At 30.0% G+C, this 16582-nt stretch carries 16 protein-coding genes; all 16 read left to right on the top strand.

Features of this window, described 5'->3' with window-relative positions; all coding sequences use genetic code 11:
- The first annotated feature begins 8 nt into the window (after positions 1–8).
- The 16 genes from B3W71_RS06850 to B3W71_RS06925 all read left to right on the top strand — a co-directional run bounded on the left by B3W71_RS06850 (position 9) and on the right by B3W71_RS06925 (position 16212).
- Positions 9–968 (top strand): ribose-phosphate diphosphokinase, encoded by a 960-nt coding sequence (locus tag B3W71_RS06850; protein WP_346888195.1) that lies wholly within the window; start codon positions 9–11, stop codon positions 966–968.
- Positions 969–1236: 268 nt separating this feature from the next.
- Positions 1237–1923 (top strand): response regulator transcription factor, encoded by a 687-nt coding sequence (locus B3W71_RS06855; RefSeq protein ID WP_346888196.1) that lies wholly within the window; start codon positions 1237–1239, stop codon positions 1921–1923.
- Entirely contained in the window at positions 1924–3348 is a 1425-nt protein-coding gene (locus B3W71_RS06860) for a HAMP domain-containing sensor histidine kinase (protein ID WP_346888197.1), read from the top strand.
- A 34-nt stretch (positions 3349–3382) separates the two neighbouring features.
- Positions 3383–4522 carry a S1C family serine protease gene (locus B3W71_RS06865; protein ID WP_346888198.1) on the top strand — a complete coding sequence of 380 codons (1140 nt, stop codon included), beginning with the start codon at positions 3383–3385 and terminating at the stop codon, positions 4520–4522.
- Positions 4523–4669: 147 nt separating this feature from the next.
- A complete protein-coding gene (gene pth, locus B3W71_RS06870) occupies positions 4670–5239 on the top strand; it encodes an aminoacyl-tRNA hydrolase (protein WP_346888199.1) in 570 nt (189 codons plus the stop codon).
- Between the two features lie 23 nt (positions 5240–5262).
- A complete protein-coding gene (mfd, locus tag B3W71_RS06875; RefSeq protein ID WP_346888200.1) occupies positions 5263–8778 on the top strand; it encodes a transcription-repair coupling factor in 3516 nt (1171 codons plus the stop codon).
- 85 nt (positions 8779–8863) lie between these two features.
- Positions 8864–9871, top strand: a complete 1008-nt coding sequence (locus tag B3W71_RS06880) for a peptidylprolyl isomerase (protein ID WP_346888201.1) — start codon at positions 8864–8866, stop codon at positions 9869–9871.
- Positions 9872–10012: 141 nt separating this feature from the next.
- Positions 10013–10561 (top strand): stage V sporulation protein T, encoded by a 549-nt coding sequence (spoVT, locus tag B3W71_RS06885; RefSeq protein WP_346888202.1) that lies wholly within the window; start codon positions 10013–10015, stop codon positions 10559–10561.
- 224 nt (positions 10562–10785) lie between these two features.
- On the top strand, positions 10786–12321 hold the full coding sequence (locus B3W71_RS06890; RefSeq protein ID WP_346888203.1) for a polysaccharide biosynthesis protein: 1536 nt from the start codon (positions 10786–10788) through the stop codon (positions 12319–12321).
- Between the two features lie 17 nt (positions 12322–12338).
- Positions 12339–13802 (top strand): nucleoside triphosphate pyrophosphohydrolase, encoded by a 1464-nt coding sequence (gene mazG, locus B3W71_RS06895; protein WP_346888204.1) that lies wholly within the window; start codon positions 12339–12341, stop codon positions 13800–13802.
- Positions 13803–13912: 110 nt separating this feature from the next.
- The gene (locus tag B3W71_RS06900; RefSeq protein ID WP_035132498.1) at positions 13913–14188 is read left to right on the top strand and encodes an HU family DNA-binding protein; all 276 of its coding nucleotides are present in this window, start codon (positions 13913–13915) and stop codon (positions 14186–14188) included.
- A 107-nt stretch (positions 14189–14295) separates the two neighbouring features.
- Positions 14296–14556, top strand: a complete 261-nt coding sequence (locus tag B3W71_RS06905) for an RNA-binding S4 domain-containing protein (RefSeq protein WP_346888205.1) — start codon at positions 14296–14298, stop codon at positions 14554–14556.
- A gap of 77 nt (positions 14557–14633) precedes the next feature.
- A complete protein-coding gene (gene yabP, locus B3W71_RS06910; protein WP_346888206.1) occupies positions 14634–14930 on the top strand; it encodes a sporulation protein YabP in 297 nt (98 codons plus the stop codon).
- A 7-nt stretch (positions 14931–14937) separates the two neighbouring features.
- Positions 14938–15330 (top strand): spore cortex biosynthesis protein YabQ, encoded by a 393-nt coding sequence (yabQ, locus tag B3W71_RS06915; RefSeq protein WP_346888207.1) that lies wholly within the window; start codon positions 14938–14940, stop codon positions 15328–15330.
- A gap of 126 nt (positions 15331–15456) precedes the next feature.
- Positions 15457–15723 carry a septum formation initiator family protein gene (locus B3W71_RS06920; RefSeq protein ID WP_147522113.1) on the top strand — a complete coding sequence of 89 codons (267 nt, stop codon included), beginning with the start codon at positions 15457–15459 and terminating at the stop codon, positions 15721–15723.
- A gap of 81 nt (positions 15724–15804) precedes the next feature.
- Complete coding sequence (locus B3W71_RS06925; protein WP_346888208.1) at positions 15805–16212, top strand: S1 domain-containing RNA-binding protein; 408 nt, start codon at positions 15805–15807, stop codon at positions 16210–16212.
- The last annotated feature ends 370 nt before the right edge of the window (positions 16213–16582 follow it).

Consider the following 16582-nt stretch of genomic DNA (forward strand, 5'->3'; position numbering starts at 1 on the left):
TTACATAAATGATAAGCCATGGAAGAAACATTAAAATCTTTGCAGGAAACTCATATCCTGAATTAGCTGCTGATATTGCAAACCGATTAGGGCTTTCAGTTGGAGAAAGTCAGGTTACTACTTTTAGTGATGGAGAGATTGCTGTAAATATTGGAGAAACTGTTAGAGGCCTTGATGTATTTGTTATACAACCAACCAGTGCTCCAGTAAATAATAACTTAATGGAACTTTTGATTATGATTGATGCCCTTAAGAGAGCTTCAGCAGGTAGAATAACTGCGGTTATTCCTTACTATGGATATGCACGTCAAGACAGAAAGGCAAAGGCTAGAGATCCAATTACAGCAAAGTTAGTTGCTGACTTAATTACAGCAGCAGGAGCAGATAGAGTTTTAACTATGGACTTACATGCAGCTCAAATACAAGGTTATTTCAATATACCAGTAGATAATTTAGTTGGTTCACCAATACTAAGTGATTACTTTGTAGAAAAAGGATTTAAGGATCGTGATGATGTAGTAGTAGTTTCACCAGACCTTGGTAGCGTTACAAGAGCAAGAAAGTTTGCTGATAAACTAAATGCACCAATAGCTATTATAGATAAGAGAAGACCAAAAGCTAATGTAGCTGAGGTTATGAATATAATAGGTGAAGTAAAAGGTAAAAAGGTTATATTAATAGATGATATGATAGATACAGCTGGTACTATTTGTAATGGTGCTAATGCTTTAGTTAAAATGGGTGCTACAGAAGTATATGCTTGTTGTTCACATGCTGTACTTTCAGGGCCAGCTATAGAAAGGTTAGAAGCATCAGCAATAAAAGAATTAGTTATGCTTGATAGTATTCATTTACCAGAAGAAAAAATGCTTAATAAGATAAAGATATTATCAATAGCACCTTTATTTGCAGAAGCTATTAGAAGAATATATGAAGAAGTTTCTGTAAGTAAACTTTTTGATGAGTAATATTAAGGTTATTGATAACAGTTTTAAATAGAATTTTAGTTTTGTTTAGGGGGAGAAAGTTTTTCTTCCTCTATTTTAGTATAAAGGTAAACATTCCCACTATGACTTTATAAATATTTTGTTAAAAATATTAATTTTGATAAGAAAATACTTGGACTTAAAATTATTGTTATATAATATTATAAAAGATACTAATTATAAAAGATATTATGTAGAAACTGTACTCGTAAATTAAATAAAATACACTGAGTATTTAGGAGGGATATCGATGGAAGGAAATTTAGGGAAAATATTAGTTGTTGATGATGATAAAAATATATGTGAAGTAATAAAAATGTATTTAGAGAACTCAGGATATCATGTTAAGGTAGCGAATGATGGAAGAGAAGCTCAGGAGGCATTTACTAGCTATAAGCCTGATCTAGTGCTTTTAGACGTTATGTTACCATACTTAGATGGTATAGATGTGTTGAAGTGGATAAGAAGGGATAGCGAAACACCAGTTATAATGATAACTGCAAAAGGTGAAACCTTTGATAAAGTTTTAGGACTTGAGCTTGGTGCAGATGATTATATTGTTAAACCTTTTGAACCTAAAGAGCTTATGGCTAGAGTTAAAGCAGTTTTAAGGAGATATACAGCAGAAGGTGATAGTAAGGAAACATTAACCTTTGATAATTTAGTTATAGACATAAATTCATATAACGTAACATATAAAGGTCAAGAAATTAAGATGCCACCTAAAGAGTTTGAATTACTACATTTCTTGGCAAGTAATAAGAATAGAGTATTTACAAGGGAACAATTACTTTGTGAAGTATGGGGATATGATTATCCAGGAGATTCAAGAACTGTAGATGTACATGTTAAGAGATTAAGAGAAAAAGTAGCAGGAGGAGATAACTGGCAATTAGAAACTGTCTGGGGAGTTGGATATAAATTTGAGGTGAAATAGATGGTAAAAAATAGCTTATTTTCAAAGATGGTTGTTACTTATACCATTATAATTACAGTAAGTTTTACTATTTTAGCTGGATTTCTTTCCTTTTGGTTTCAAGATTATTTTATAAAGACAAGGCAAAGAGAACTTACTAGCCAAGTTGATGTAATTCAAGGTAAAGTGACGGAGTTTTTAACTGGGTCACTATCCTATGAAGAGTTAACTGAGGGAATGAAGTTCATATCATCATATATAAATGAAGATATAGTTCTTGTAGATAACAATGGGTATGTTTACTTAGTTACGCAGATTAAATATGCTCCGCTTATAGGAAAGCAGATTTTTCATGATGGTTTAGAAAATATGGATAGTAGTGATTATATAGATGCTTTTAATAAATATGGAGTCCGTATGGATGAAAAAATATACGTTATGATGGAGGTTCTAAAGGACAGTAAAGAGCAATCAATGGGGGCTACTTTAATTAGTGTGTCAACATATATTTTAGATAACTCCCTATCTAATGTTTATCAAATTATTTGGCTATCAGCAGTTTTTGCTGTAATTTCTTCTTGTATTGTAATTTATTATTTTTCTCAAAAGATGATAGTAAATCCATTATCCGAGATGAGTGGAGTTGCAAGAAAAATTGCTCAAGGCGATGTAGATAAGAGGGTTGAAATTCATTCAGATGATGAAATGGAGGAGTTTGCAAATGCGTTTAATGTGATGGCAGACTCCTTACAAAAAGTAGAACAAAATAGAAAAGAGTTTATTTCAAATGTTTCCCATGAATTAAGGTCTCCAATGACATCTATAAAAGGTTTTATAGGTGGTATTTTAGATGGAGTAGTTCCAGAAGAAAAGCATAAATATTATTTAAATATAGCCTATGAAGAAATACAGCGATTAGCAAGGCTTATTAATGATCTTCTAGATTTATCAGCAGTTGAGTCTGGAACTTACAATTTAAATAAGGTGTCAGTGGATATTAATGAGATAGTGAGGATATGTATATTAAGAAATGAAAATAGAATAAAAAATAAGAATTTAGATGTACAGGTATTTTTTGAAGGTAGTGAACTTTGGGTACTTACAGATGAAGATAAGATAATACAAGTTGTGACTAATCTTTTAGATAATGCTATTAAGTACGGAAAAGATGATGGACTTATAAATATATCCTGTAGAAAAAAAGGGAAGAAGGCATATATATCAATTTTTAATGAAGGACCTACTATAGATGAAGAAGATATTAAACATGTATGGGAAAGATTCTATAAAGGTGATAAATCAAGAACGCAGAAAGTGAGTACTGGACTTGGACTTTCTATAGTTAAAAAGATTATTAGCCTACACGATGAAGAAATATGGGTATGTAATAAAGAAAATGGTGTTGAATTTACATTTACTCTGAAGCTATCTAAGAAGAGTATGTAGTAATCTTAAGAAACTAAGATGAAAGGAGGCTATTATGAGCAATTTTAATGATGATTACAAAGATGTTAAAGCAAGAATAACTTTTAATAAAATAAAGAAGAGACGTAAAGGGAAGATTGTTGTAGTTACTATATTTTGTTTATTTATAGCCTCATTAGGTGGAGCTGTCACTGCATTAGTAATGAATGGTGAAAGTGAAAGTGATAATTTTTATGTTCAAGGAAATAATAATGATCAAGGACCAGAAGTTAATACAACTAATTCAAAGATTCAAGCTACTGCTGAAAAGGTATCTCAATCTGTTGTTTCAGTTATTAAGGTTATTACAGATGATAAGTGCACGAAAGAGACTAATGCTGGAGTAGGGATTGCTATAGAGAATGGCCAATATGTTATAACTAGCTATTCGGGCATTGCAGATGCCACCAGTGTTAAAGTTAAGCTACAAAATGATATTGTATATAATGCCTCTACTATAGGGTTTGATAGTATTTATGATGTGGCTATGATTAAGATTGATGGAGAACCTCTAAGGCCTATGGATATAGCGAAAAATTCCACTAAGGTTGAAAAAGGAGATAAGGTTATTAGTGTAGGAAACCCTTTAGGTAAGTCTTTTAATGAAAACATAGAGGTAAGTACAGTGTTAAGTACTAGAGAAAATATAATGTTTAAAAATAGAGAAACTAAGGTATCCGAATCTTTAAGAATGATAAAGACATCAGTTGTTCCTAAATTTATCAATACAGGAGCTGCTCTGTGTAACTTAGATGGTGAGCTTATAGGTGTAAATAACACTACTATGACATATCATAATGAATTTTTAAAAAATAGCTTCTATATTTCAGCTGAGGACTTAGAGCCTATTACCCATGGAATTCTTGATAAGCAAGATTCTCTTATCAATCATATGGGAGTATATGGAGAGGAAGCTGTTTCGCAAAGAGAAAATGGTATTGAAGGTGTATATGCAAAAGAAGTTACCAAAAATGGCCTAGCCTATGAAGCTGGAATTAGACCAACAGATATAATTATAGAAGTAAATGATATAAAAGTTAATACTGTTAGTGATATAAATTCTATAATGAGCAAGCTTAAAAGTGGAGAGACAGTAAAGTATAAAGTATTTAAAAATGGCGATTATGTTGACTTTAAAATAAAAATTCCGGAATAATATATAAAAAGTAGCATTTAAGGATGCTACTTTTGTTTTTAGGGAAAACTTTTAGTATAATAGTCAAGAGAGATTATTTTTATAGAAAATACTATTTTATATATATGAAATTATTAATAAAGAGGTAAAATATTTTTGGAGGTAATTATGTATTTAGTTGTAGGTTTAGGAAATCCAGGAGATAGATATGATAAAACGAGACATAATATAGGTTTTGATGTAATTGATATGTGTGAAAAAAAGTATAACTTCAGTATAAACAGGACAAAATTTAAAGGTGTATATGGCGAGAGTAATATAGACAATGAAAAGGTTATATTTTTAAAACCTCAAACCTATATGAATTTAAGTGGCGAAAGCGTTAGAAGTATAATAGACTTTTATAAAATACCAGTAGAGAATATTATAGTTATATATGATGATATTAGTTTGGAAGTTGGAAGACTTAGAATAAAAGGAAGAGGAAGTGCTGGGGGACATAATGGTATTAAAAATATAATTGCACATTTAGGAACTGATAGTTTCCCAAGGATAAAAGTAGGAATTGGACAGCCAACCTATGATTTAGTGGATTTTGTTACAGATAGATTTTCTAATGAGGATAGAGAGACTGTAGAAAAGTCCTTTGAAGCAGCTGCAGATGCAGTAGCAATAATTATAAGAGAAGGAATTAATTCAGCTATGAATAAATTTAATTCCTTTAATGCAGGGAAGTAGTAAATATTTTAAGAGGTGATATTTTGAGACTAAAAGGAGTAATGACACCTTTAAAGTTAAGTAGTGAATTTAAAGACATAAGTAGATGTATAAATGATGATAAGTATCCAATAGGTATACATGGGCTTTCGGAATCAGGTAAGAGCTACTTACTATATGGTGTTTACGAAGAAATAGAGAAAAGTATGCTGGTTTTAACCCATAGTGATATGGAAGCTAAAAATATATATGAGGATCTCAGTTTCTACTGTAATGATGTATATTATTTTCCAACAAGAGAGGTTACTTTTTACAATATAGAAGCAGTATCAGGTGATTTGAGATGGGAAAGGCTAAAGGTATTAAATAAGATTCTCAGTGAAGAAAGAAACATTATTGTAACATCCATAGAGACTTTGGCAGCATCTTATGCTCCTGTGGAGCTATTTAAAAAGTTTTCCTTTGAAATTTCTTTAGGAAGTATACTGGATATAAGAGAGCTAAGTGAAAAGCTTGTACAGTGTGGTTATGAAAGATGTAGTGTTGTAGAAAATATAGGACAATTTTCTGTAAGAGGGGGGATAATAGATATTTATCCTCCTATTAGTAGCATGCCTTTTAGAATTGAACTTTTTGATGATGAAGTAGATTCTATAAGAACCTTTAATAAAGATAATCAGAGAAGCGTGGATAAGGTAGAAAGAATAGAAATATTTCCAGCTAAGGAGATAATTCTTACAGAAGAATTTATAAACTCTGCAAAAGAAGGAATTAAAGAGGAATTAGAAGGAGCTATATCAGGGTTTAAAAAATCTAAAGATAAGGAAGCTTTAGAAAGAATAAGTTCTACGGTGAGAGCAAATTTAGAGAGCTTAGAAGAAACTTGGAGTTTCGAAACTATTGATAGCTATATACCTTATTTTTATAAAAATAAGACTACATTTTTAGATTATTTTAAAGATAGTATAATTGTAGTTGATGATGCAAATAGAGCTATGGGCAAGTTAGATAGTGTATATTTTGAGTTTGAGGAGAACTATGAGAATTTTTTAAGCAGGGGTAATATTTTACCCAAACAAGGAGAACTTTTAATACCTAAAGATATGATTGAAGAAGTCTTAGAAGAGGGTAAAACTATAACTTTACAAAGTCTTTCAGCTTCTACTAAAATATTAAAACCAAGAAATTTAATTGCATTTTCTCAAATTACAATCCATGATTATCATGGACAATTAGACATGCTTATTGAAGATATTATAGAGAAAAAGAAAAAAGGATATAGAACTTTAATCTTATCTGGAACAAGGACAAGAGGAGAAAGGCTAATTGATACTTTAAGAGATAGAGGTATAGAAGCTACTTATAAAGATCTTGTTTCTAGTATTCAACAAGGTGAAGTAGTAGTAACCTTCGGAAGTTCTATTAAAGGTTTTGAATATCCAGATTTAAAAGTGTGTGTTATTTCAGACTCAGAAGTTTTTGGTCAGTCTAAAAGGAAAGCTACAAGAAGAACTACTAAAAAAGGCGCTGGAAAAATAAAAAACTTTACAGACTTAAAACTTGGTGATTATGTAGTGCATGTAAATCATGGTATAGGTGTATATAAAGGTATTAACCAATTAGACGTTCAGGGAAATAAGAAGGATTATTTAGTTCTAGAATATAATTCTGGAGATACATTATATGTACCTGTAGAGCAATTAGATTTAGTGCAAAAATATATTGGGGGTGAAAGTAAATCACCAAAAATAAATAAACTTGGTGGAAGTGAATGGGCAAAGGCTAGAAGTAAAGTTAAAAAGTCAGTAGAAGATATTGCTGAAGATTTAGTTAAACTTTATGCTATTAGATCTACATTAAAAGGTCACAAATATGCTAAAGATACACCTTGGCAAAGTCAGTTTGAAGGAGAATTTCCATACGAAGAAACTCCAGACCAGCTAACTGCAATAGAGGATATTAAAATGGATATGGAAAGCGATAAGCCGATGGATAGACTTCTTTGTGGTGATGTTGGATATGGAAAGACTGAGGTTGCTCTTAGAGCTGCTTTTAAATGTGCCATTGATGGAAAGCAAGTAGCTATATTAGTACCAACTACTATACTTGCAGAGCAGCACTATAAAAATATGATAAAAAGATTTTCTGACTTTCCAATTAAGATTGGTATGATTAGTAGATTTAGAACTGCCTCTCAAGTTAAAGAAACTTTAAATTCACTAAGAGAAGGTAATCTAGATATTATAGTAGGAACTCACAAGTTGTTACAAAAGAGTGTAGTATTTAAAGATTTAGGATTATTAATTGTAGATGAAGAGCAAAGATTTGGAGTTAGCCACAAGGAAAAGATAAAGGAAATAAAGAAAAATATAGATGTATTAACTTTAAGTGCTACTCCAATTCCAAGAACGCTACACATGTCTTTAACGGGTGTAAGGGATATAAGTATAATAGAAACTCCACCAGAAGAAAGATATCCTATTCAAACCTATGTTGTTGAATTTAATGATCAGCTTATAAGAGATGCGATACTTAGGGAAATGAATAGGGGAGGACAAGTATTTTTTGTATATAATAGAGTGGAAACTATAAGTGATATAGCAACTTATTTACAAAAGCTTGTGCCAGAGGCTAGAGTTGCTATAGGTCATGGTCAGATGACTGAAAGAGAATTAGAAAAAGTAATTATAGATTTTGTAGATAAGAAATATGATATACTTCTAAGCACGACCATAGTAGAAACAGGTATAGATATACAGAATGCTAATACTATGATAATAGCAGATGCAGATAAGATGGGATTGTCTCAGCTATATCAATTAAGAGGAAGAGTAGGAAGAACTAATAGAATAGCATATGCTTACTTTACTTATACTAAGGATAAAGTTCTTACAGAAGTTGCAGAAAAGAGATTAAAAGCTATAAAAGACTTTACAGAGCTAGGGTCAGGATTAAAGATAGCCATGAGAGATTTGGAAATAAGAGGTGCAGGAAATATTATGGGTGCAGCTCAATGTGGTCATATGTCTGCAGTAGGATATGATTTGTATTGTAGAATGCTTGAAGAAGCTGTAAGTGTTGTAAAAGGTGAAGTTGATAAGGAACCTATTGAAACCACAGTAGATATGAAAATTGATGCATATATTCCAAGTAGCTATATACACGATGAAACTCAAAAAATACAAGTTTATAAAAAGATTGCATCCATTGAATCCTATGAACATATGCTTGATGTTATTGAAGAAATTGAAGATAGGTACTCTAATATTCCTAATAGTATTTATAATTTAATGAATATAGCTTATTTAAAAGCTATTGCTAGAGAAAGTGGAGTTTTAGAAATAAAGGATACAGGAATCCAGGTACTAATAACTTTTAAAGATAAATCCTACTTAACTTCAGAAATGGTGAAATATATATTAGATAATTATAAAAAGCAGATTACATTTAAAATGGGGGATGTTCCAGTTTTAGTGTATAAGAGTAAGGATATGAATAAAAAAGAACTATTGGATAAACTTATAAATATTATTAAGGATTTATCAACAATAGGTAAATAGATTTAACTGCTATTTATTTAATAGTATTTATATGGTAAAATTAGATAGCAATATTAACTAAAAAAACCGAATGGAGGATAATAAATTGATAAAATTAAAGAAGATTTTAGCAGGTCTAATGGCATCCGCTCTAATGTTTTCAGCGGTAGGTTGTGGAATGATAGAAAAAACTGAAGAAGGTATTAGTAAAACAGTAGTTGCTAAGGTTTATAAAGAAAAGATTACCTTAGGAGAAGTGGACAGTAAATTATCTACAGTTTATGAACAAGTAAAGGCTCGATATGGTGAAAATTATAAAGATAATGCAGAGGCAATGGAAATTGTAAAGCAACAAAGATTAAAGATGCTTGACACTATGGCTAATGATATCATTATAAAAAATAATGGTGAAAAGCTTGGTATAGTACCTTCTGATGAAGAAGCTACTGCTAAGGCTAAAGAACAGCTTGATGAGATAAAAAAATCTTTTGAAACTGATGAGCAGTATCAAAATGCTCTTAAAGCAGCTGGAGTTACGGAAGAGAGCTTTTTAGAAGAATTAAAACCAGCGGTAATATCTAATATTGTATATGAAGATGTAGTTAAGGATGTTACTGTAACAGATGAAGAAATAAAGTCTTACTATGATAGCAACCAAAACTTATATACAGAGAGCCCTAACAAAGTTAGACCAGCTCACATATTAGTTAAGACAGAAGAAGAGGCTAAAGAGATAATTGAAAGGTTAGATAATGGAGAAGATTTTGCTAAACTTGCAGCTGAAAAAGGTACAGATGCTACAAAGGATACAGGCGGAGATTTGGACTGGATTGAATATAATAGTAAGCAATATGATAAAACCTTCTTAATGGCAGCTATAAGTCTTAATAAGGGTGAATATACTAAAACACCTGTATCAACTAAATTTGGATTCCATGTTATAAAATGCTTAGATAAAGAGGAATATCCAGTTAAACCTTTAGAAGAGGTTAAAGAAACAATTCAAGATACATTATTAAAGCAAAATCAATACAATAAATGGGTAGAAACATTAACTGCTTGGCAGAAGGATGCAAACATAAAATTATATGAAGATAAAATAAGTAAATATTAATATATAGAAATAAGATTAATGTCATATTTAGACATTAATCTTATTTTTTATTAATGAAAAAATTTCTAGGATGTATAAAATTTGCGTTAAGAAGGATAATAATAGCATTAATATTATTTACATAAATGAGGAGGATATTTAATGAAAGCTACAGGAATAGTAAGAAGAATAGATGACTTAGGTCGTGTTGTAATACCAAAAGAAATAAGAAGAACATTAAGAATTAGAGAAGGAGATCCACTTGAGATATTTACAGATAGAGATGGTGGAGTTATATTAAAAAAATATTCACCTATAGAAGAGTTAAGTGAATTTTCTAAGGAATATAGCGAAGCTCTACATCAGACCATTGGTAATATAGTTATAATTTGTGATAAAGATTCAGTTATATCTGTAAGTGGTGGAATGAAAAAAGACTATCTAGATAAAAAGATTAGTAATGAAGTAGATAAAATTATGGAAACGCGTAAAGCGACCCTTCTAGATAAAAGTTCACAAGGGCTAATACCTATATGTGAAGGAGAATCTGCTGATGAATATACAACACAAGTTGTAGCACCAATAATTACAGAGGGAGATACTGTAGGAACGGTAATTATAGCTTCAAAAGAAAATGTGAAGTTTGGAGATTTGGAATTAAAACTTGCAGAAACTGCAGCTTCATTCTTAGGAAAACAAATGGAACAATAGATAATTAAAAACATAATTACCAACTAAGTTAAATTAAGAAAAAATATATAGCTATTGCCATGAGATTGATATTACTTCACATCTTATGGCATTTTGTTTTATTGCTACTTCATTCTTCAGTCTAATCATTTTTAAGAATAGAGAGATATATTATATGCATTAAGTAATAAAATGTTTCGTCTTAAAATACTTATTAATTATACAAAGTATTTTGAGGAGGAAGTATGAAAAAACAATCGCTTTTAAAAGGAACTATGATTTTAGGGATAGCTACAATTTTTGCACGATTTCTAGGTTTATTTTTTAGAATACCAATACAGGGATTAATTGGGGATCAAGGGATGGGATATTATCAAATGTCATACCCTTTATATATGACTTTTGTAGCAATAGCTTCCGGAGTACCTATTGCCATGTCAAAACTAATATCAGAATTTAATGCTCGTAATGACACTTATGCTGTTAGACAAGTACTTAAACAAACGCTTAGAATAATGATTCCGTTCGGGTTAGTAGCATCATTTTTAATGTTATACTTTGGTGATAATATAATAACTTTACTAATGTGGGATGAAAAGTCATATGAATCTTTTATTATTATATCTATATCACCTATATTTGTGTGTATTATGTGTACATTTAAAGGATATTTCCAGGGCCTCCAAAACATGAATAATACAGCTATAGCTCAAATTATAGAACAGATAGGTAGGGTTGTATTTGGAGTATTAGGAGCTTATCTATTACTTCCTAAAGGTATTGAATATGCAGCTGCAGGAGCAGCCTTTGGAACATTAGCGGGAGGGATACTTGGAAGTATTTATTTGACAATGAAATATTTTTTTAAAAAGTCTAAGTCAAATAATATAAAGGTAAAAAGAAGTAATAAGATGTTATCAACTTTAGTCCAAGCAGCACTTCCTATATCTATAGGAGCAGCTGTGGGCACAATTATGTCTTTAATTGATTCAATAATAGTGCCTCAAAGACTTTTAGTTGCAGGATATACTATTCAAGAAAGTGCAGTATTATATGGACAATTTACTGGTAAGGCTATGACTCTTCAAAATATACCATTAGCACTCTCCATTGCATTAAGTTCAACTTTAGTACCTATAGTATCAGAAGTATATTCTATGCACAATCAAAATGAATTATATAGAAGAGTTAATATGGTATTTAAACTATCATTTGTTATAGGAATTCCAAGCGCTTTAGGATTATTTTATCTTTCAAAGCCTATAATGGGATTAGTATTTATGGGGGATGTGGCTGGACATGAAATACTTAAATTATTGTCCTTATCAATACCATTAATTATAATAACTCAAACAACTACATCACTTTTACAAAGTTGTGGTAGATATATGAAACCAGTATATTATCTTGGAATAGGATGTGTATTTAAAGTAATTATTACTTATATTTTAGTAAGTAACTCTAGATTTAATATATATGGTGCAATAATTGGTAGTATAATAGGTTATGCAGTAACTGGCATTCTAAATTTGATAGAGGTTAAGAAACTGCTAAAAGTAAAGATAAATGTATATGAAGTATTTATAAAGCCTGTATTTGTGTCATTAATTATGATAATATCTGTTGTTTTTATATATAATAATGTCTATAATTATACACAGAGTAATGGAGTATCGTGCTTAATATCTATTTTCCTTGGCATAATAGTATTTGGATTATTATCAATTATATTTAGAATATTTACTATTGAAGATGTAAAGGAAAAACTCATTAAAAACTAAAAGAGGAGTAGATTCAAATGATTACAATGGTTGGTTTAGGACCTGGTTCTAAAGATGCATTAACCATAGGTGTACTAGAAGTTTTAAAAAATAATAAAAATATATACTTTAGAACAGAAAAACACCCTAATGTTAAATACTTAGAATCCATGGGTGTGAAATTTAATACCTATGATAATTTTTATGAGAAATATAATAATTTTGATCATATATATAAGGCTATTGCAGAAGATCTTATAAAAGTCTACGAAAGAGAAGGCGACTTGGTATATGCAGTTCCAGGACACCCTCTTGTGGCAGAAAAATCTGTAACTCTATTATTAGAGCTTTGTGAAAAAAAAGGAATAGAAACTAGATTAATGCCATCAGTAAGTTTTGTAGATGCGGTTATAGAGAGTCTAAGGCTTGATCCTATAGAAGGTGTAAAGATAATAGATGCCTTTGATATAAAAGAACAAGTTATGGATAAAAGACTAGGGGTCATAATAACTCAAGTGTATAATAAATTCATTGCATCTGAAGTGAAATTAGCTCTATGCGAGTACTATAGTGATGATAGTGATATATACTTTGTAAGAGCTGCAGGTATACAAGGAGAAGAAAGTATAAGAAAAATTAAACTATATGATTTAGATAGACAAGAAGACATAGATTATCTAACTTCAATATATATTCCTAAGGATATTAAAGGACCTAAGGATTTTCAAGATTTAATTAATGTGATGTCTACTCTTAGAAGTGAAGATGGATGTATGTGGGATTTAGAACAAACTCACGAATCCCTAAAAAGAGCTTTAATTGAAGAATGCTATGAAGTTATTGAAGCTATAGATGAAATGGACGATAGTAAACTTATCGAGGAATTAGGAGATGTACTTTTACAAGTAGTGTTCCATGCACAAATAGGTAGAGAGGAAGGCTACTTTAATATAAATGATGTGGTAGCAGCTATAACTGATAAAATGATAAATAGACATCCACATATATTTTCAGATGTAAAAGTTAGAGATACAGAGGATATATTGGATAATTGGGATCAAATTAAGGTGAAAGAAAAGAATTTTACTAGTTATACAGATGAATTAAAGCATGTTCCAAGATGTATGCCAGGACTTATTAGAGCAGAAAAAGTCCAAAGAAAGGCTGGTAAGGTAGGATTTGATTGGGATGATGTAGAACCAGCTATGGAAAAAGTTTTAGAAGAGTTACAAGAGATAAAAGATGTATATAAAACTTCAGATGTGTCAAAAATACAGGAAGAAGTAGGAGATTTAATCTTTGCTACAGTAAATATTGCAAGACTTCTTGACATTGACCCGGAATTTGCAGTAAATTATACTATAGATAAATTTATAAAACGCTTCCAATTTATTGAGGAATCTGGGATTAAAAAGGGCATTGATATGAAAGCAATGACTTTAGAAGAGATGGAAATCCTATGGAGTGAATCTAAAAAACATAATTTATCAATAAAAAGATAAATTTTTGCAAGAAAAAGAAGGATTCTAGATAATTTGTAAGAATATTGTAAGTATTATTTTATGTAATTAAAATATAAATTGCATAAAATTAACATTAAGGAGGTACTATTGTGAACAAATCAGAATTAATCGCAAAAATGGCTGAAAAATCAGGACTAACAAAAAAAGATAATGAGGCAGTATTAAAGGCATTTATAGAAAGTGTTGAAGAAGCTCTTGAAGGTGGAGAGAAGGTTCAACTAGTTGGATTTGGTACTTTTGAAACTAGAGAGAGAGCTGCTAGAGTAGGAAGAAATCCAAGAACAAAAGAAGAAATACAAATTCCAGCATCTAAAGTTCCTGTTTTCAAAGTAGGAAAAGAATTTAAAGACATAGTAAATAAATAATTATTTGAAAAAGCCTAGAAATATTCTGGGTTTTTTCTTCTATTTTCGAGGAATACTGTATAAAGTATAAATGTATTAAATTTTTATATAATCTAAGGGGGTAAATTATGAGATTAGATAAATATCTAAAAGTTTCTAGAATAATTAAAAGAAGAACTGTTGCCAAAGATGTATGTGAAAATGGCAGAGTGTCAATAAATGGAAAAGTAGCAAAACCAAGTACTACTATTAAAGAAGATGATATTATAGAAATTCAATTTGCAAATCAATTATTGAAAGCAAAAATTACAAATATTGCTAATCATGTTAATAAAGAAGAAGCTAAGAATATGTATGAGATAATTAGTGGAGAAGAAGATAAGGAATAAATAATAGCATAAAATAGTTTTTAATGAATATATCTTTATAGAAAGCTAATATGTTCTTGAGGTTTAAGGAGGATATTATGGAACAAAATAAAGATATAGCATTAGAAAATAAAAAAAGTTTTATTACATTGGAAAATAGAAAAAAGATGACTTTGGATGGGGTTTTAGAAATTCTAAGTTTTAATGATGAACAAATACTAATAATTACAGTATTGGGAGATATGGATATCAGAGGCGAAGAACTAAAGATGACCAAGCTAGATGTTCAAAATGGAGATGTAGTAATAACAGGTAAAATATCCTATGTAGTATATACAAGTGAAGAAAAGAGACCGAAGAAACAAAATAGCATTATTTCTAAAATATTTAGGTGATTAAGTTATGATATTTGATATGGGTAGACAAATAACATTATTTATATTCTCCTTACTTAGTGGAATGTTAGTCGGTATTTTCTTTGATGTATATAGAGTAATAAGAGGATTTGAGCAGCCAGGAATCATAATAACAGCAATACAAGATTTGTTGTTTTGGATACTCACTGGTATTATAGTATTTATTTTTATGATGTATACAAACTATGCGTATATGAGTTTTAACGTATTTGTGTACAATGGTATTGGACTATTTATTTATTTTAAATTATTTAGTCATATATTTTTATTAGGATATGGAAAAGTACTAAATGCTATATTAGCTATTTTTAGAGTAACATTTTATTATTTATTTTATCCTATAAGAATTATTTTTTACAAAATAATAAAAAAAACATAAAATAATAATATTAAGGGTTGAAGAAAATAAAAATTCAAATTACAATATAGCTATAGACTATTTTGGCTACATAGAACATAAGTGTATGTCAAAGCTACTACTTGTAAATAAGAAAGGGAAATCGATATGAAGAAATTCAGCTTAAAAAAGATAGGTCTTTTACTTATAGCTCTTTATGTAGGCTTTACATTTATAAATCAACAATTAATAATGTTTAGACAGCATAGGGATATTGATAACTACACTTCAGAATTGCAGGCGGTACAAGAAAAAAATCAAAAATTACAGGATGAAATCAAGCTATCAAAGGATAGTAGATATATAGAAAAACTTGCAAGAGAAAAGCTTGGGTTAATTAAAGAAGGAGAATCTCCTGTAATAGACAGTAAATAAAATAAAAATTTACTATAATTAATTATATTAATTATAGTATATATAAATTTAAATTATAAATTTAAGGAGGGTCTTTTCAATATGACCTTAAAGGCTGGAAGCATTATAGAAGGTAAAGTAGTAAATATCACAAACTTTGGTGCATTTGTTGAAGTGGAGGGAAAAACAGGCTTAGTTCATATATCAGAAGTATCTGATGTATTTGTTAAGAATGTACACGATCATTTAAAAGAGAATGATGTGGTTAAAGTTAAAGTCATATCTGTAGATGATAATGGTAAAATGAGTTTATCCATAAAACAAGCAGGAACACCTAAAAAGTCTTGCAAACCTGTAGATATAGATTGGGAAAAGGAAAAAACAAAGACTACAACTACAGGAAACTTTGAAGATAGAATGTCAAAATTCTTAAAAGATAGTGAAGAAAGATTTCAAGATCTTAAGAGACACCAAGATGGTGGAAAAGGTAGAGGATATAGCAGAAAATGATATAATTAAGCTTTATACTGGAAGGATTAAAGAGTGCTTTTGTAAGCACTCTTGTTTATTTTTATCCGATGCTCACCCGCTCTAATACTCCCATCTTCTTCAAAGTGGGAGTAAAGAGCGGCTACAACCCTGGATAACGATTTCTAAGCTTCAGTGGGAGTAAAAACCCTCTCTGGAGCAAAGAACTCTGTTTATGGAAATTTTATATAAATATATATGCTATATATATTCAGTTTGAATAAATTTAAGATAATAAATAAAAAATTAGAAAAAAACTGTAGAAATACTGTTGACATAGACAACAATATACCATATAATAAGTATTGTCGCTGAAAGGTGATAGCAGAAATGCTGGAGTGGCGGAACAGGC

Source organism: Clostridium sp. UBA1056, assembly GCA_002316385.1.
GTDB lineage: Bacteria > Bacillota > Clostridia > Clostridiales > Clostridiaceae > Clostridium_J.